The following is a 16,659-nucleotide window of genomic DNA, read 5'->3' on the forward strand; positions in this document are numbered from 1 at the left end:
TAGGAGCACCGCATGGCCCAACTCGTGCGCCTCGCCGGCCGCCGCCTCATCGCGCTGCCGTTCATGATCCTCGGCATCACCCTGCTGGTCTTCCTCGTCCTGCAGCTCGCCCCCACCGACCCGGCGACGAACGCCCTCGGCGAGAGCGCGAGCGACGCGGCGAAGGCGGCGTGGCGCCAGGACAACGGCTACAACGACCCCCTGATCGTCCGCTACTTCGGCTTCCTCGGCCACCTGTTCCAGGGCAACCTCGGCAACACGGTCCCGCCGGCGCAGCCGGTCGGCAGCCTCATCGCGACCGCCTTCCCGCTCACCCTGCAGCTGACCTTCCTCGGCCTGGTCATCGCCGTGGTCGTCGCCGCGATCCTCGGCGTCGTCGCCGCGCTCTACCGCGACCGGTGGCCCGACCAGGTCATCCGCGTCGTCTCGATCGCGGGCATCGCGGTGCCGTCGTTCTGGCTGGCCATCCTGCTCATTCAGCAGTTCGCGCTCACCTGGCCGATCTTCCCGACCGGCGGATACACCTCCCCGCAGGACTCGTTCACCGGGTGGCTGCAGTCGATGTTCCTCCCCGCCGTCGCGCTCGCCGTCCCGGTCGCGGCCTCCCTCACCCGCGTCGTCCGCACGTCCATGGTCGAGGAGCTCGACCGCGACTACGTGCGCACCGCCATCGGGAGCGGGCTGCCGCGCACGGTCGTGATCGGCCGCAACGTCTTCCGCAACGCGCTCATCACCCCGATCACCGTGCTCGGGCTGCGCGTCGGCTACCTCCTCGGCGGCGCCATCGTCATCGAGGTCATCTTCGACCTGCCCGGGATGGGCCAACTCATCCTCGGCGGCGTGACCGCGGGCGACACCAACCTCGTCCAGGGCGTCACCATCACGATCGCGCTCACCTTCGTGATCGTGAACACGATCGTCGATCTGCTCTACCTGGTCGTCAACCCCAGAATCAGGACGGTGTAACGATGAGACGCACCCTCGCCGAGCGGCTCTCCGCTCCGGGACTGCGCTTCCGGGCGCTCCCGATCTCCTCCAAGATCGCGCTGGTCTTCTTCGTGATCGTCGTCCTGGCGGCCGTGTTCGCGCCGCTCGTCGCGCCGCACGACCCCCTGAAGTCGGGCATCCCGGCCCAGCCGCCGTCGCTCGACAACTGGTTCGGGACGGACCGCAGCGGCCGCGACATCTTCTCGCGCCTCGTCTACGGTGCGCGCTCGTCGCTGGCGATCGGCGTGGGCGCCACGGCGCTCGCCCTCATCGTCGGCGGCACGATCGGCGCCATCGCCGCGACCGCGCACCGCTGGGTCAACGAGGGCATCATGCGGGTGCTCGACGTGATCATGTCGTTCCCGGGCATCGCGCTCGCGATCGTCTTCGTCGCCGTGTTCGGCAAGAGCCTCCCCGTGCTCATCGCGATCATCGCCTTCCTCTACGTGCCGCAGCTGGCGCGCATCGTGCGGGCCAACGTGCTCAGCCAGTTCGGCGAGGACTACGTGGCCGCGGAGCGGGTGCTCGGCGCGAAGACCGCGTACATCCTGCTCAAGCACGTCTTCCGCAACTGCGCCGCCCCGATCCTCGTCTTCGCGACGATCCTGGTCGCCGACGCCATCGTCTTCGAGGCCAGCCTCTCTTTCATCGGGGCGGGCGTGCAGGAGCCGGCGCCGTCCTGGGGCAACGTGATCTCCAGCGGCAAGAACCTGCTCCTCGCGGGCGGCTGGTGGGCGACGCTCTTCCCCGGCCTGCTCATCCTGATCACGGTGCTGGCGCTCAACGTGCTGGCCGAGGGACTGACGGACGCCATGGTGCGGCCGAGCGTCCGCAAGCGCGCCGTGGCCCCGGAGGAGCTGCCGAACGACGCGGGCACCGCCTCCCTCGCCGCCGCCGAGCCGCTGGACGCCGCCGGTGTGCAGGAGGAGGAGTTCGAGCTTCTCACCGACGCCGACCCGATGGAGAACCGCCGGATCGACCCGGCCCTGGCGCAGCACCTGCAGCGTCTCGGCGAGGCGGAGGCGCTCCGCACCGACCGGCTCGTCTTCGACGGGGACGTGCCGCCCCTCCTGCAGGTGGAGGACCTCTCCATCCGCTTCCCGGAGCGGCACGGAGACGTCGCCGTCGTCGACCGGCTCGGGTTCGCCGTGCGGCCGGGGGAGACCATGGCACTGGTCGGCGAGTCGGGCTCGGGCAAGAGCCTCTCCAGCCTGGCGATCATGGGCCTGTTGCCCGCCAACGCCGAGGTCACCGGCCGCGTGCTGTTCGAGGGCCGCGACCTCCTCACGATGACGGAGAAGCAGCGCAACGCCCTCCGCGGCCACGAGATGTCGATGGTCTACCAGGACGCGCTCAGCTCCCTCAACCCGTCGATGCTCATCCGCGCCCAGCTCAACCAGCTGCTCAAGCGCGGCGGCACACGCTCGGCCGAGGAGCTCCTCGAGCTGGTCGGACTCGACCCGAAGCGCACGCTCAAGAGCTACCCGCACGAGCTCTCGGGAGGGCAGCGCCAACGCGTGCTGATCGCCATGGCCCTGACCCGCAGCCCGAAGCTGGTGGTCGCGGACGAGCCGACGACGGCACTGGACGTCACCGTGCAGGCGCAGATCATCGACCTGCTCAACGACCTGCGCGCCCAGCTGGGCTTCGCTCTGGTGTTCGTCAGCCACGACCTCGCCCTCGTGGCGGAGGTCGCCCACCGGATCACGGTCATGTACGCCGGTCAGGTGGTCGAGAGCGCCCCCACCGTGGAGCTGCTGCGCAACCCGCAGCACGAGTACACCCGCGGCCTGCTCGGGTCGGTGCTGTCGATCGAGTCCGGCGCGTCCCGCCTCCACCAGATCCCCGGCACGGTGCCGACGCCGCGCGAGTTCGCGACGGGCGACCGCTTCGCCGCGCGCTCCGTCGAACGCCCCGGCGTCGGCCGCGACATCCGGCCCGAGCTGCGACTCGTCGACGGGACGAGCGACCACTACGTCGCGCTCGCGGAGCGATCCGCGCTCGCGGAGACGTTCGCACAGAAGGGAGCGGCCTCGTGACCGGAGACGACATCCTCACGCTGGACCACGTCCACGTCGGACACACCGCCCGCACGGGCAAGCTGTTCCGCCCCGACAAGGTGCACGCCGTCAACGACGTGAGTCTCTCCATCCGGCGCGGCGAGACCATCGGCATCGTCGGCGAGTCCGGCTGCGGCAAGTCGACGCTGGCCCGGGTGATCGTCGGGCTGCAGCAGCCGACCGAGGGCGACGTGCTCTACCAGGGCCGCAGCGTCCTCAGCCGCGATCGCGCCACCCGCCGCCAGCTCGGCCGCGCGGTGTCGATCGTGTTCCAGGACCCGTCGACCGCGCTCAACGCCCGCCTGAGCATCCACGACATCCTGCGCGACCCGCTGGATGTGCACGGGATCGGGACGGGCGCCCAGCGCGAGCGCCGCATCCTGGAGCTGCTCGACCTGGTCGGGCTGCCCCGGTCGGCGGCCGAGGTGCTGCCCAGTCACGTCTCGGGGGGCCAGCGGCAGCGCGTCGCGATCGCCCGAGCGCTGGCGCTGGAGCCGGACCTCATCGTCGCCGACGAGCCGACGAGCGCGCTCGACGTCTCGGTGCGCGCGCAGATCCTCAACCTGCTCGGCGACCTCAAGCAGCAGCTGAACCTCGCGATGGTCTTCATCTCGCACGACATCCAGACCGTCCGCTACGTCTCCGACCGCATCGTCGTCATGTACTACGGCCGGATCGTCGAGGAGGGGACGGCCGCCGAGGTCTTCGACCACCCCTCCGACGACTACACGCGCACGCTGCTCGGCGCCGCGCCGACGCTGCTCTGAACGGCCGGCCGGCGCCTGACCCGCCGGCCGGCACCGCACCACCTGCATCACCCGCACCGCCGCACCACCTGCACCGCCACTACGCACCACCATTGGAGAGAATTGTGAGCACTTCCCGTTTCGCCGGCGTCGTCCCGCCGCTCGTCACCCCGTTCGCGCCCGACGGCGCGCTCGACGTGGCCTCGTTCGAGCGTCTGATCGAGTCGCAGATCGCGGCGGGCGTCGACGGGCTGTTCGTTCTCGGCTCCTCGGGCGAGGTCGGATTCCTGACCGACGCCGCCCGCAGCGAGGTGCTGCGCGAGGCCGTGCGCATCGCCGCCGGCCGCGTGCCGGTGCTCGCCGGGGTGAACGACATGTCCACCTCCCGCGTCGTCGAGCAGGTCCGGCTGGCCGAGTTCGCCGGGGTGGATGCCGTGGTCGCGACCGTGCCGTTCTACGTCCGTCCGAGCCTCGAGGAGATCGAGGCGCACTTCCGCACCGTGGCCGCCTCGACCGCGCTGCCGGTGTTCGCCTACGACGTCCCGGTCCGCGTGCACGTCAAGCTGGGCCACGAGCTGCTCGTCCGCCTCGGTCTCGAAGGCGTGCTCGCCGGTGTGAAGGACTCCAGCGGCGACGATGTGGGCTTCCGCCGTCTGGTTGCGGCGAACCGCGCCGCCGGCAGCCCGCTCGTGCTCTTCACCGGGCACGAGATCGTCGTCGACGGCGCCCTGCTCGCCGGAGCGGACGGCGTGGTTCCCGGCCTCGGCAACGTGGACCCCGCGTCGTACGTGCGCCTCGTGGCCGCTGCGCGGGCGGGCGACTGGGCCGAGGCCAAGCGTATCCAGGACGGCCTGGCCTCCCTGTTCGAGATCGTCTTCCAGGCGCAGGGGGTGAGCGGGGAGGCGGCCGGGCTCGGCGCCTTCAAGACGGCGCTCCAGGCGCTCGGCGTGATCGAGAGCAACCGGATGGCGCACCCCGTGCCCGCGCTCGAGGGCGAGGCCGTCGAGCGCATCCGCGCGATCGTCGAGGAGTCGGGGCTCCTGGTCCGATGAGCCCCCGGCCGATGGGGTACGCCGTGGGTGTCGACCTCGGCGGCACCAAGACCGCGGCCGGTCTGGTCGCCGCGGACGGCTCGGTGCTGCTCCGGCGGGAGGCGCCCACCCCCGCGGCCGAGGGACCGGAGGCGGTGCTCGCCACCGTCATCGGACTCGCCGCCGAGGTGATCGCCGCGGCCCCGTCGGCACACGCGAGCGACGCCCCGCTCATCGGCGTCGGCATCGGCGCGGCGGGAGTCGTCGACCCGCGCACGCGCACCGTCCTCTCCGCCACGGACACCCTGCCCGGCTGGGCGGGGACGCGGATCGGAGCGGAGGCGGAGTCCGCCCTCGGGCTCCCCGTCGCGGTCGACAACGACGTGCGCGCCCACGCTCTCGGCGAGGCCCGGTACGGCGCGGGCCGCGGGCGGTCGACCGTGCTCCTCGTCGCCGCCGGAACCGGCGTCGGCGGAGCCCTGATCGTCGGCGGCGTTCCGCTCGTGGGTGCGTCGAGCGCCGCCGGCCACTTCGGGCACATGCCGGTCGTGGAGGCCCAGGGCCTGCCGTGCACCTGCGGCCGTCAGGGTCACGTCGAGACCATCGCCGCCGGGCCCGCGATCCACGCCGCCTACCTCCGCCGTGGCGGTCAGGAGCCGGTCGCCGACGCACGAGCCGTCTTCGCCCTCGCCGAGACGGGGGACCCGCTGGCGCTCTCCGTGGTCGAGATCGCGGGACGCGCGCTCGGCCGCGCGATCGGCGGCCTCCTCAACGCCCTCGACCCCGACGTCGTCGTGGTCGGCGGCGGACTCTCCCAGACCTCCGAGCTCTGGTGGGGACCGCTCCGCGACGGTGTCGCGGCCGAGGCGATCGACCTCGTCCGCGACCGCGCTGTCGTGCCGGCCGCGCTGGGCACGGCGGCCGCGCTCGCCGGTGCCGGCGCGCTGGCCTTCGACGCCGCTCTCGTGTCGTCGACCTCGCCCTCGTCGTCGTCGCCCTCGTCGGCTTCCTCGCCCGACTCCGACCCCGTCCCCTCCTCTCCGATCGGAGCCCGCGCATGACCTCCCGCACCCTCCCCGCCTCCGCCCCGCTCGCGGCGCTCCGCGGCGGCCTCGTCGTCTCCTGCCAGGCGTATCCGGGCGAGCCGATGCGCAGCCCGGAGACGATGGCGCAGATCGCCGCGTCGGCGCTCACCGGCCATGCCGTGGGCATCCGCGCCCAGGGGCTCGGCGACATCGCCCTCATCCGCGAGCGGGTCGACCTGCCGCTGATCGGCCTCTGGAAGGACGGCCACGACGGCGTCTTCATCACCCCCACGCTGCGGCACGCCATCGCGGTCTCCGCCGCGGGAGCGGACATCGTCGCGCTCGACGGCACCCGACGCCCGCGCCCCGACGGGCTCGACCTGGCCGAGACCATCCGCCGGCTGAAAGATGAGACAGGCACGCTCGTCATGGCGGACACCGGATCGCTCGCCGACGCGCTCGCCGCCGTCGAAGCCGGCGCGGACTGCGTGGGGACGACGCTCGCCGGCTACACGTCCGAGCGGCCGAAACTCGCCGGCCCCGACCTGGAGCTGGTGGCCGAGATCGCCGCCGCCGTGGAGGTCCCGGTGATCGCCGAAGGCCGCATCCACACCCCGGAGCAGGCGCGCGCCGCGATCGACGCGGGTGCCTACTCCGTCGTCGTCGGCACCGCGATCACCCACCCGGCGACCATCACCCGGTGGTTCGCGGACGCCGTCGCCCGATGAGCGTCCTCGTCGGGGCCTATGCGGCCTCTCCCGCGCACGCGCAGTGGGCGCCGGAGGCCGAGGAGGAGTACTTCGACGGCCTCGCCGCGCTGGCCACGGTGCGGGGACTGGAGCTGCCCTGGATCGACGGCCTGCACCCGCACGACGACGCCTGGCTGCTGCGCCGGTTCCCGCGCCGGTTCGACGCCGTGCTCACCGGCATCCCGGGCACGATGCGCCGGCTCGGCCGGGACCCGCGCTTCGGCCTCGCCTCCCCCGACGCGGAGGGGAGGGCCGATGCCGTGGCCGAGGCGGTCCGGATGCTGGAGGCGGCGGAGCGCCTCAACGACGCCTGCGGCCGCCGCGCGGCGATCGCGGTCGAGCTCCACAGCGCGCCGGTCGCCTCGGCGGACCCCGCGGCCGAGCACGCCGCGGTCGCCGCGCTTCGGGAGTCGCTGGAGTCCCTCGCCGAGACCGGCGCCGGCGACGGCGCGGCCCTCGTGGTCGAGCACTGCGACGCGCTCGTGCCGGGCCGGGCGCCCGAGAAGGGCTTCCTCGCCGTCGCCGACGAGCTCGCCGCGCTCGACGGCCTCCCCGACCGCTTCGGGATGAGCGTCAACTGGGGCCGCTCGGCGATCGAGCTGCGCGACGGGGACGCCGTCGCCGCTCAGATCGCGCGGGTCGCCGCCTCCGGTCGCCTTCGTGGACTCATGCTCTCCGGCGCCGCCGACCAGGCGACTCCGTTCGGCCCCGCGTGGGTCGACGCGCACCATCCGATGACCCCGGGTCCCGGGTTCCCGTACGGCGAGCCCGCCTCCCTCCTCACCGCCGAGCGGCTCGCCGCGGCCGTGGCGGCCGCCGGCCCGATCGAGTGGGCCGGAGTGAAATTCGGCTGGGCGGATCCCTCCGCCGGCGTCGCGCCGCGCGTCGCGATGGTCGACGCCGCCACCACCCTGCTCACGCGCACAATGGCCGCGCCACATTCGGTCCAAATGTCGCGTTAGGCGACGCGAAACGCGACATTCGGGCCAAATGCGGGCATTGCCTACCCAACGGCGAGCTCGGCACTACTGAAATCCGGGGCCCGCGTACCTCTCGCCGCGCTCGCGCGCTCTAGCATCGGCGCAACCCGCGTGCCCGCGCGGACTCCGAGCGTCGAAGGAGATGGCCGTGCACGCCGAGATCTTCATCAGCCAGTTGTCGGGCCAACCGATCCGGGTCGGCTGCCTCTGCGGCGAACGCCACGACCACGAACCAAGGATCGCCGTGCACCGCCGCAGCGACGATGCCGCGGCGACCCCGCGGACCTCGACCCGATGACCCGCCTGCAGCGCGTCTTCATCGGCGCGATCGGAGTGGCGTTCAGCGCGGTGGGCCTGTTCTGCGTCGCGGCCCTCGTCCTGGTGCTGGTCGGCACGCAGCTGCTCCCCGAAGCGGGCGACGCGGCCGGCAGCGTCGTGCTGACGGCCGCGGCGGCGCTCGCTGCGGCCGCGGGCGGCATCTGCTGCGCGGTCGTCCTGCGCCGGCGGCAGGGTCCGCCGCCGCGTCGAGGCTCCTTCATCGACCTGACGACCGGGAAGGGCAGGCACTCGACGAGCGGCTGACCCGGGCCGGTGCTCAGGCGGCCCGGCGCTCCACGCGCGGACCACCGACGAGGTTCTGGATCTCCCGCGCGACGCGCGCAGAGGCGGTGCCGTCGCCGTACGGGCTCGGGAGGCGCTCCAGCTCCGCGTGGACCGCGTCGAGGTCGCCGATCCAGCGCTCGACGATCTCGGAGATCTGCGGGCCCGGGAGCACGCGGTCGGCGAAGGAGCCCATCACCTCAGGGCGCTCGGTGGAGGCGCGGACGACGAGCAGGGGGCGCTTGAGCACGCTGCACTCCTCCTGCACACCGCCGGAGTCGGACACCAGTACGGCGGCCGCGGACGCGAGCGCGAGGAACTCCGGGGGCGTCACGGGGTCGATGACGTGCAGGCCCTGCAGCAGCGGGTCGAGCGCGAACGCGTGGATGCGGGCGCGGGTGCGCGGGTGCAGGGGGAGGACGACCGGAAGGCTCAGAGCGGCGAGCTCCGTCAGGATGGTGGCCAGCGCCTCCCGATCGTCGGTGTTCTCGGGGCGGTGGATGGTCGCCAGCACGTAGCCGTCGACGGAGAGTCGGAGGCCGGCGAGCACGGCCGCGGCCGCGTGCCGAGGCAGCAGCTGGGCCTGCACCGCCTCGACGACCGTGTTGCCGGTGAGCACGATGCGCTCGGCCGGTATCTGCTCGGCGCGCAGGTTCTCGACGTTCACGGAGGTCGGCGCGCAGAGCAGGTCCGCGATGTGGTCGACCATCACCCGGTTGTGCTCCTCGGGCATGGCGCGGTCGAAGCTGCGCAGTCCCGCCTCGACGTGCACGAGCGGGATGCCCAACGCGTTCGCGACGAGTGCGCCGGCGAGGGTCGCGTTGGTGTCGCCCTGCACGACGACGGCCTTCGGCGGGCGGGCGGTGAAGATCGTGTCGAGCTGCTTCAGCGTCGACGCGATCTGGGCCGCGCGGCCACTGCCGCCGGCGGAGAGGACCGCTTCGGGCTCCGGGAGGCCGAGGGCCTCCCAGACGGAGTCGGAGAGCGTCCGGTCGTAGTGCTGACCGGTGTGGATCACGCGGCTCTCGGGGCCGAGCTCGTGGATGATGCCGGCGAGCTTGACCATCTCGGGGCGGGTTCCGAGAACGATGGCGATGCCGTGAGGGGTGGCGGGCATGGGGGTTCCTCTCAGTCGGGTGCGCAGGAGGGAGCGGAGACGGGTGCGCTTCGGCCGTCGGGTACGGGGCGGCCGGGAAGGGGCGGGAAGGGGCGGGTGACGGGATTCGGGAGTGGAGAGGCCGGCCGCCCAAGGGAGGGACGGCCGACCTCTCAAAGCGCATGGACCACCCGTTAGTCCAGATACGCAACGCCGCCGCCAGAGGTAGGCGAACGAGATGCAGATGACGACCGAGGAGGCGACGGCGAAGATGGGTACCAAGGCTCTGCTCCTGACGGGTGGTGTCGGCGTTGCTGTGGGTGCTGCGGCGTGCGATCCGCAGCGGGCGGCTCCTTGTGAGCGTGTGGGTGGTGGAGGTGGTGGGCGCGCGGACCGCGCGCCCACCGAGGGGGACTAGTCGTGCCTGTCGGCGCGGGCGGCGCGTCGGCCCGTGCCTGCGGGTCGGCCGTCGGTCGTGGGCCGTTTGAAGGCGACGACCGTCATCACGATGAGGGCGGCTGCCATCCCGACGAGCATCAGGATGGTGCCGACGGGACCGTGGATCCAGCGGAACGCTTCGATGCCCCAGGTGCTCCAGGCGTAGATCAGCAGGCCGAGGCGCAGGAGGCTGAGCAGCATCATCCCGACGATGCCGGCCGCGGCGGCGAGCAGCACGCGGTGGAGCTTGACGCCGCGACGCAGCGCGAGCACACCGGCGAGGAACGCGATGGGGCCGAGGTAGAGGGCGATGGCGCACTGGATCGTGACGACCGCGAGCACCCAACTGTCGCCGGCGGGGAAGGCGATGCTCGGGTTGCCGTCCTTCCAGGCGAGGGCGGCCTCGGAGCCGAGGATGTCGTGGGCGATCGTGACCATGGTGCGGGCCTCGAACGTGCGCACCACGCTCTCGTTCAGCATGACGAGGGCGCCGGCCGCGAACAGGGCGAGCGCGGTCAGCCAGGCGGCGACCCGCTTCAGCGGGAATCCGCGGCGGGCGCGTCGGCGGGGAGCGGTGATCGTCTGGGTGGCGTCAACCGACATGGCGGCCTCCCATCGCGTGGCGGCGGGATGGCAGAGCGGCGAGCTCGGCCTTGTCTTCGCGGCGGTGGGCGGCGATCCGCAGGAGGATCAGCCCGCCGAGCAGGAGGAAGAGGCAGACGATGGTGACGCCGATGACGGTCATCATCGATCCACCTCCCGTGGCGGCGAGAACACCGCCGACGGTGAGACCACCGCCGATGGGAGCGGTCTGATACATGGGAAACCTCGCTTCGTGAGCCGGATGCGTTGGAGATCCCTCGAACGCCGACTCGCAAAGCAAGCAATGCAGGGACGCTAGGACGCCCGCTGCACATGCAACGTGATGCTGGTTCGGGTGGGGAGATCCTGATCGGGTTGGGATCGGATTCCAGTGTGCGATGCGAATACCCGCAAATCGGTAGTGCGTGCGGCCGCTCAGTAGTCTGCGCGGCCGGATTCCGTAGACACGTCCCCCCGGCCGACGTAGCAGGAGCCGGGCGTAACGGGGGAATACCGCGAGTCCGGCCCTGTTGCCGCATGCATGAGAGACGCCCCTCCGATGAGCCGGTTCGTGCAGCACGACGCGTTCGGCGGTCCCGACGTGCTGGGCATCGCGGAACGCCCGGTGCCCGCCCCTGACGGGTCCGACATCCGCGTGCGGGTGACGGTGGCGGGACTGAACCCGGTGGACTGGCAGATCGTCGCGTCACCGGAGCTCGCGTCGGCGTTCGGCGTGTCCCTCCCCTCCGGATACGGCAACGACTTCGCCGGCGTGGTCGACGCGATCGGACCGGAGACGACGCGCTGGGCGGTGGGCGACCGCGTGTACGGGGGCGCCCGCGGCCGCGCCCTCGCCGACCACATCGTGCTCGCGGAAGGCGATCCACGCATCCATCGCACCCCGGAGGGCGTCGCCGACCGGACGGCGGGAGTGGTCGACGTCGCCGGACGCACCGCCTGCGCCGTCGCCGACGCGCTCGCCGCGGGCCCGGGCGACGTCGTGCTCGTCGGCGCCGCGGGAGGAGGGGTCGGGACGATCCTGACCCAGCTGCTCGTCCGCTCCGGCGCCCGCGTTCTCGGCACCGGCTCGGAGGCCTCCGCCGACCACATCCGCTCGCTCGGAGCCGAGCCGGTGCGCTACGGGCCCGGGCTGGAGGCGCGCGTGCGGGCGCTGTCACCCGCGGGCGTGACCGCCGGGGCCGATCTGTTCGCGACCGAGACGGCGGTCGCGGCTCTCGCGCTGGGCGCGCAGCCCGGCCGCGTCGTCACGATCGAGGCGGACGATCCACCGCCCGGCGCCCGCGCGGTCAACGGGTCGGATGCGCGGTCCGGCGCCCTGGACGAGCTGCTGCTGCGTGTGCGCGACGACGGCCTCCGCATCCCCGTGGAGGCGGTGTACCCGTTCGCGGAGTTCCGCGACGCCGTGGATCACCAGCGGTCGCGGCACGCCCGCGGCAAGGTCGCGGTCGCGCTCACCTGATCCCCGCGTGGCTACCAGCGCAGCCCGACGGGATGCCGTTCGTCGCCGAACGGGGCGCCGAGCGGTTGATCGGGGTCAGGGAGCTCGAGTGTCGCTCCGGAGCGCTCGGCGATCGCGACGGCGTCGTCCTGCGGAAAGTAGCCGATCGCCTCGCCTTCCTCCAGTGCGAACCAACCGGGACGGTTGGCCGAGACGCCCCACACGATGCGGTGGCCCGGCTCGGTGAGCGCGCCCACCGCCTCGACGAGCCGCGTCGCGTCGCCGGGCGAGAGCCACGTCGCGAGCGAGCGCGACGTGTCCGGCAGCTCCTCGAAGGTGCAGATCCGCGCCGAGACCACCGCCATGCCGAACTGGTCCGCGTACAGGCTGCCCAGCGCCTCCATCGCGACCTTGCTCATGCCGTAGTAGGTGTCGGGACGGGGAGGGAGGACGCGGGCGTCCTTCGCGGAGGAGGCCGGGGTCAGGCCGACCGCGTGGATCGAGCTCGCCAGCATCACGCGCGGCACCCCCGCCACGTACGCGGCCTGGAGGGTGTTGCGGGTGCCGTCGATGTTCTCCTCGACGATCTCGCTCCACGGCCGTTCCGAGGCGACGCCGGCGAGGTGGATCAGCGTGTCCGCGCCCTTCACCGCTTTCGCGAGCGCATCCCTGTCCGAGATCGACGCCCGGACGTGCTCCCACGTGGCGTCGTCGGGAGCCTCGGTGACGTCGATCGAGCGCACCTGGTGGCCGTGCCGGAGCAGGCGCGGGATGATCGAGCGGCCGATACGCCCGTTGCCGCCGGTGATCGCGAACTGTGCCATTGCTGCCTCCATCGTCCGCACCATCAGTACACCGATCCGGACCATTGGTCAGCGGTGGGGATCAGCGGGCGGCTCCGAGCGCGGCGACCTCGCGGACGGCGGCGGCGACCGCCGCGTGATCCTTGCGGAGGATGGCGCCGTGGTTGCTGGGGACCTTCGCGCTGATCGCGATGTTGGGATTGCGGGCGATCACGTCGGCGAGGCCGGCGCGGATGACCTCCTGCTCGTCGCCGCGGCTGCCGAGGGAGGTGCCGGAGGCGACGACGTGGCGGGTGGGCACCACGATGCCGTCCAGCACCGGGCCCAGTTCGGCCGTGCTGCCGAGACGGCCGAGCTCGATGTTGCTCTCGGCCTGCTGGGCGGCGCTCATCCGAGGCGTGAGCCCGGTGGGCCGCAGGAGCGGCGTGAACCAGCCCATCCGGCGGAAGAGCGTGCGGATGCGCGCCTCCATCGCGTCGTCCAGCCAGTCGTAGGGCTGTGCGCCGTCGACCAGCACGGCGCCGATCGTGCGGGCCGGGTTGCGGTCGGCCCAGTGCGCCGCGACGTACGCGCCGTAGGACCAGCCCACCACGACGGCCCGCTCGACACCGCGAGCGGCGAGAACCGCGTCGACGTCGCGCACGGCGGCGGCGAAGGAGTAGTCGGCCGAGCGCCCCGACTTCCGCCCGCGGGCGCGCTCGTCGTAGGTGATGTGCCGCCAGGTCGGGCCGAGGTCGGCGATCACCCGACGCCAGTAGCCCTGGGTGGCGAACTGGCCGTTCAGATAGACGATGGGGGTGCCCGAGCCGCCGGTGTCGGTGGTGGCGAGGGCCGTGTCGTCGACCGGCACCATCCCGGTCCAGGCTGCGCGGGTCGAGGTCGTACTGAGGTTCGTCATGATCTTCTCCTGAGTTCCGGTGCGGTGCGCGTTCAGAGGGTGTGGGCGTCGATGTCGCCGGCGGCGGTGGTCGCCCGGATCCGCACCGTCGCCGATCCGCCGTCGTTGCGGAGGGCGTTGCTGATGCGGCCGTGCGGCGTGCCGGCGTCGAGGACGGCGGTGGTGCCCGCCGGGACGCCGATGGAGACGTCGCCGAGCCGGGTGCTGACGATCACGTCGCCGTGCCGCGCCTCGGCGATGCGGACCGCGCCTCGCGCGGTGGTGAGCTCGCCGGGGCCGGTGAGGCGCCCGACGGCGATGTCGCCGTCCAGGGCGCTGAGGCGGACGGTCTCCGCCTCGTCGAGAGTGATCGGACCGACCGCGCCCTCGACGACGACGTCGCCCAGACTCCCGGCTCCGCGCAGTTCGGCGCTCCCGATGACCCGCACGCTGGAGCCGGCGGGCAGCTGGACCGTCACCTCGACGGTGCCGCTGGGACCGAACGCGGCCGACTTCTCGCCGCCGGCGATGCGGAGCACCCCGTCGGCGAGGGCCGCCGTGGTGCGTTCCGCGGCCTTCACGTCCCGCGCCGTCGCGGCATCGGCCGGCCGGATGTCGACCAGGGTGTCGCGACGTTCGGTCGCGATGAAACGGAGCCGGCCGGCGGGCACGTCGACGACGGCGGAGACAGGGGTGGCGGTGGCGAAGGTCTGCATGGTGCTCAACTCCTTGATCTGGTGGCGCTGATTGTTTCTGACACGAGAAACGCTACGTTGCGTTCAGCGATTGGGCAATCAACAGATTGCGTTCGAATAACAAAAAACCTGATCAGGCCTCCCATATCGTTGCGCTGATTCAAAAGGTAACGCAATCACTCGTGCGTTGTTCGTTGCAATGAATCGCGGGTGAACGCTACGATCGACTCACCCAGGAACGGAGGCGGCGCGTGGCGGCAGGCAGACTCACCCGGCAGGAGCGCCATCAGATCGCGCTCGGTCTCGCGGACGACCTCGCGTACGCGGAGATCGCCCGTCGCCTCGGCCGGCCGACGTCGACCGTGACCCGCGAGGTGCTGCGCAACGGAGGTCCGGTCGGGTACCGCGCAGACCTCGCGCAACGCGCCACCGAGCATCGCGCCCACCAGCGCCGCGCCGCGCCACCGGGGGCCGCGCGGGAGCCGCAGGCGGACGGACGTGACTCCGCGGCCGTCCGCGCCTACGAGGAGACCTTCACCACGCTGTTCATGCAGTCGGGCCTCCCGCGCGTGGCGGCCGGCATCCTCACCAGCCTCTATACGACCGATGCGGGCAGCCTCACGGCCGCCGAGCTGGTCCGCCGGCTCGAGGTGAGCCCCGCCTCCATCTCCAAGGCCATCGCGCTCCTGGAGGGTCAGGGTCTCGTCATCCGGGAGCGCGGCGAGGGCAGGAGGGAGCGCTACATCGCCGACGCCGACGTCTGGTACCAGTCGATGATCGCGGCGGCTCGCTCCAACGCGCTGATCGCCGAGACGGCGCGCGAAGGGGTGCGACTGCTCGGCGACGATACTCCGGCGGGCGTGCGGCTCGAGAACATGGCGCGCTTCATGGACTTCGTCGGCGAGAGCATCGCCCGCGCCGCCGAGCAGGCGCGCGGGCTGCTGGCGGCCGGTGAGAGCGGTTTCTCCGCCTCACCGTCCGCCGGCAGCTGATCCGGGGTCGGGACCTCAGACCGTCTCGATCGCGGCCGGCGCCTCCTCGGCCTGCGCCGGAGCACCCGGCTTCTCGCCACCCGCGCGCCGCCGGGTCGCCGGGACGAGGAAGGCGAGGACGAGCGGCACCGCGCTCAACGCCAGCACCCACCAGAACGTCGCGTTGAACGCGCCGAGCGCCTGGCTCGCCGTGGTCGCGCCCGTGAGGTACTGCTGCAGGACGACGGCGATCACCGTCACGCCGAACGGGGCGCCCACCTGCTTCACGAGGTTGAAGGCGGCGCTGCCGCGGGGCGTCTCCGCGTGGCTGAGGCTCGCGAAGGCGAGCGTCATGACGGGGAGCGAGACGGCGGCCATCCCGAACCCCTGCAGGAACTGCCCCGCCAGGAGCAGCACGTCTCCGCCGGACGCGCCGGCGAGGGCGAACGGCAGCGTTCCGATCATCGCGAGCACGACGCCGCCGGCGATGACGAACCGGGTGTCGATCCGGTCGCCGAGCCTCCGGTTGACCAGGATGAAGCACATCGTGCCGAGCCCTTGCGGGATGAGCAGCAGCCCCGTCGTGAACACGGACTCCCCGCGGATCTGCTGGTAGAAGAGCGGCAGCAGGAACATCAGGGCGTAGATCGAGAAGCCGCTCAGGAACGTGATGACGCTGCCGACCCCGAAGCTGCGCCGCGCGAAGACGCGCACGTCCAGGAGGGCCGGCCGCGACGAGCGGAACGACCACGCGGTGAACCCGGCGAGAAGCGCTGCGCCGATCGCGAGCGGGAGCCAGGCGTCGACGGCCGCGAAGCCGTCCGGGGTGGCGCCGCGGCTGATGCCGTAGGCCAGGGCGACGACGCCGGGGGTCAGGAGCGCGAACCCGAGGAGGTCGAAGCGGTGCGACGACTCCCTTCCGCCCCGCGGCAGGAGGAGCGGAGCCAGCACGAGCGCCGCCAGGCAGAGGGGGGCGTTGACGAAGAACAGCCAGCGCCAGCCGACCGAGTCGATGAGGGAGCCGCCGATCAGCGGGCCGAGGATCGGGCCCAGCTGGGCGACCAGGCCGATCGTCGCGATCGCCCGGCCGATCCGCTCCTTGCCTGCCGCCCTCGTGAGGATCGTGATGGTGATGGGGAGCACCATCCCGCCGCCGACGCCCTGGAGCACGCGGAAGCCGATGAGGCTCGGCAGGTTCCAGGCGAGGCCGCAGAGCACCGAGCCGAGCAGGAAGGCGGCGACCGCGAACATCCACATGCGCCGCGCGCCGAATCGCTCGGACGCCCATCCCGAGACCGGGACGACGGCGACGTAGGCCAGGAGGTAGCCGGTCACGACCCACTGCGTCTGGGCGACGGTGGCGTGGAACACGGTGTGGAAGTGGTCGAGCGCGATGTTGACGATCGTCGAGTCGAGGATCGTCGTGATCGCCCCGAGGAGCAGCACGAGGCTGATCAGATTGAGCCGGCGCGAGCTCACGGCGGCGGGTGGGGTCATGGTCATGAGCAGTAAACTACACCGTGCAGTGTAGTAAGTAAACCGATGAGTAAGATCGTGGGG

The 16,659-nt window shown here is 72.4% G+C and carries 17 protein-coding genes and 2 pseudogenes; 12 read left to right on the top strand and 7 right to left on the bottom strand.

The window, feature by feature from the left end; genetic code table 11:
- Positions 1 to 12: 12 nt before the first annotated feature.
- From BGO91_RS11630 to BGO91_RS11670, 9 genes are all read left to right on the top strand, one after another.
- Positions 13 to 966 carry an ABC transporter permease gene (locus BGO91_RS11630; RefSeq protein ID WP_290472918.1) on the top strand — a complete coding sequence of 318 codons (954 nt, stop codon included), beginning with the start codon at positions 13 to 15 and terminating at the stop codon, positions 964 to 966.
- 2 nt (positions 967 to 968) lie between these two features.
- A complete protein-coding gene (locus tag BGO91_RS11635; RefSeq protein ID WP_290472919.1) occupies positions 969 to 3,026 on the top strand; it encodes a dipeptide/oligopeptide/nickel ABC transporter permease/ATP-binding protein in 2,058 nt (685 codons plus the stop codon).
- Entirely contained in the window at positions 3,023 to 3,814 is a 792-nt protein-coding gene (locus BGO91_RS11640) for an ATP-binding cassette domain-containing protein (RefSeq protein WP_290472920.1), read from the top strand. Before BGO91_RS11635 ends, BGO91_RS11640 begins: the two co-directional genes overlap by 4 nt.
- Positions 3,815 to 3,918: 104 nt before the next feature.
- Complete coding sequence (locus BGO91_RS11645; RefSeq protein ID WP_290472921.1) at positions 3,919 to 4,845, top strand: dihydrodipicolinate synthase family protein; 927 nt, start codon at positions 3,919 to 3,921, stop codon at positions 4,843 to 4,845.
- Between the two features lie 11 nt (positions 4,846 to 4,856).
- Positions 4,857 to 5,885 (top strand): ROK family protein, encoded by a 1,029-nt coding sequence (locus tag BGO91_RS11650; RefSeq protein ID WP_290472922.1) that lies wholly within the window; start codon positions 4,857 to 4,859, stop codon positions 5,883 to 5,885.
- Entirely contained in the window at positions 5,882 to 6,577 is a 696-nt protein-coding gene (locus BGO91_RS11655) for an N-acetylmannosamine-6-phosphate 2-epimerase (protein ID WP_290472923.1), read from the top strand. Before BGO91_RS11650 ends, BGO91_RS11655 begins: the two co-directional genes overlap by 4 nt.
- Positions 6,574 to 7,560: a DUF4862 family protein gene (locus BGO91_RS11660; RefSeq protein WP_290472924.1), complete on the top strand. Its 987-nt coding sequence runs from the start codon at positions 6,574 to 6,576 to the stop codon at positions 7,558 to 7,560. The genes BGO91_RS11655 and BGO91_RS11660 overlap by 4 nt, the downstream gene beginning before the upstream one ends.
- A gap of 166 nt (positions 7,561 to 7,726) precedes the next feature.
- Complete coding sequence (locus BGO91_RS11665; protein WP_290472925.1) at positions 7,727 to 7,876, top strand: hypothetical protein; 150 nt, start codon at positions 7,727 to 7,729, stop codon at positions 7,874 to 7,876.
- On the top strand, positions 7,873 to 8,160 hold the full coding sequence (locus BGO91_RS11670; RefSeq protein ID WP_290472926.1) for a hypothetical protein: 288 nt from the start codon (positions 7,873 to 7,875) through the stop codon (positions 8,158 to 8,160). Before BGO91_RS11665 ends, BGO91_RS11670 begins: the two co-directional genes overlap by 4 nt.
- Before the next feature lie 13 nt (positions 8,161 to 8,173).
- On the opposite strand, the gene wecB is transcribed toward BGO91_RS11670, so the two are convergent.
- From wecB to BGO91_RS11685, 3 genes are all read right to left on the bottom strand, one after another.
- The gene (gene wecB / locus BGO91_RS11675; protein WP_290472927.1) at positions 8,174 to 9,295 is read right to left on the bottom strand and encodes a non-hydrolyzing UDP-N-acetylglucosamine 2-epimerase; all 1,122 of its coding nucleotides are present in this window, start codon (positions 9,293 to 9,295) and stop codon (positions 8,174 to 8,176) included.
- 393 nt (positions 9,296 to 9,688) lie between these two features.
- Positions 9,689 to 10,315 (bottom strand): exosortase R, encoded by a 627-nt coding sequence (gene xrtR / locus BGO91_RS11680; protein WP_290472928.1) that lies wholly within the window; start codon positions 10,313 to 10,315, stop codon positions 9,689 to 9,691.
- Complete coding sequence (locus BGO91_RS11685) at positions 10,305 to 10,532, bottom strand: hypothetical protein (protein WP_290472929.1); 228 nt, start codon at positions 10,530 to 10,532, stop codon at positions 10,305 to 10,307. Before BGO91_RS11685 ends, xrtR begins: the two co-directional genes overlap by 11 nt.
- Positions 10,533 to 10,853: 321 nt before the next feature.
- Here BGO91_RS11685 and BGO91_RS11690 point away from each other — a divergent pair, with 321 nt between their 5' ends.
- Positions 10,854 to 11,774 carry a zinc-binding dehydrogenase gene (locus tag BGO91_RS11690; RefSeq protein ID WP_290472930.1) on the top strand — a complete coding sequence of 307 codons (921 nt, stop codon included), beginning with the start codon at positions 10,854 to 10,856 and terminating at the stop codon, positions 11,772 to 11,774.
- Between the two features lie 11 nt (positions 11,775 to 11,785).
- Here the strand turns inward: BGO91_RS11690 and BGO91_RS11695 are convergent, their stop codons facing one another.
- From BGO91_RS11695 to BGO91_RS11705, 3 genes are all read right to left on the bottom strand, one after another.
- Positions 11,786 to 12,577, bottom strand: a complete 792-nt coding sequence (locus BGO91_RS11695; RefSeq protein WP_290472931.1) for an NAD(P)-dependent oxidoreductase — start codon at positions 12,575 to 12,577, stop codon at positions 11,786 to 11,788.
- Between the two features lie 61 nt (positions 12,578 to 12,638).
- Positions 12,639 to 13,454: an alpha/beta hydrolase gene (locus BGO91_RS11700; protein WP_290472932.1), complete on the bottom strand. Its 816-nt coding sequence runs from the start codon at positions 13,452 to 13,454 to the stop codon at positions 12,639 to 12,641.
- A 32-nt stretch (positions 13,455 to 13,486) separates the two neighbouring features.
- On the bottom strand, positions 13,487 to 14,149 hold the full coding sequence (locus tag BGO91_RS11705; RefSeq protein ID WP_290472933.1) for a DUF4097 family beta strand repeat-containing protein: 663 nt from the start codon (positions 14,147 to 14,149) through the stop codon (positions 13,487 to 13,489).
- Positions 14,150 to 14,379: 230 nt separating this feature from the next.
- On the opposite strand from BGO91_RS11705, the pseudogene BGO91_RS11710 reads away from it, so the two are divergent.
- A pseudogene (locus tag BGO91_RS11710) lies at positions 14,380 to 14,550 on the top strand (helix-turn-helix domain-containing protein); the annotation flags it as partial.
- 144 nt (positions 14,551 to 14,694) lie between these two features.
- A pseudogene (locus tag BGO91_RS11715) lies at positions 14,695 to 15,120 on the top strand (MarR family transcriptional regulator); the annotation flags it as partial.
- Positions 15,121 to 15,135: 15 nt separating this feature from the next.
- Here BGO91_RS11715 and BGO91_RS11720 read toward each other — a convergent pair.
- Positions 15,136 to 16,602: an MDR family MFS transporter gene (locus BGO91_RS11720; RefSeq protein ID WP_290472934.1), complete on the bottom strand. Its 1,467-nt coding sequence runs from the start codon at positions 16,600 to 16,602 to the stop codon at positions 15,136 to 15,138.
- Positions 16,603 to 16,659 lie beyond the last annotated feature (57 nt).

The organism is Leifsonia sp. 71-9 (assembly GCF_001898805.1).
In the GTDB taxonomy this organism is placed as follows: domain Bacteria; phylum Actinomycetota; class Actinomycetes; order Actinomycetales; family Microbacteriaceae; genus Leifsonia.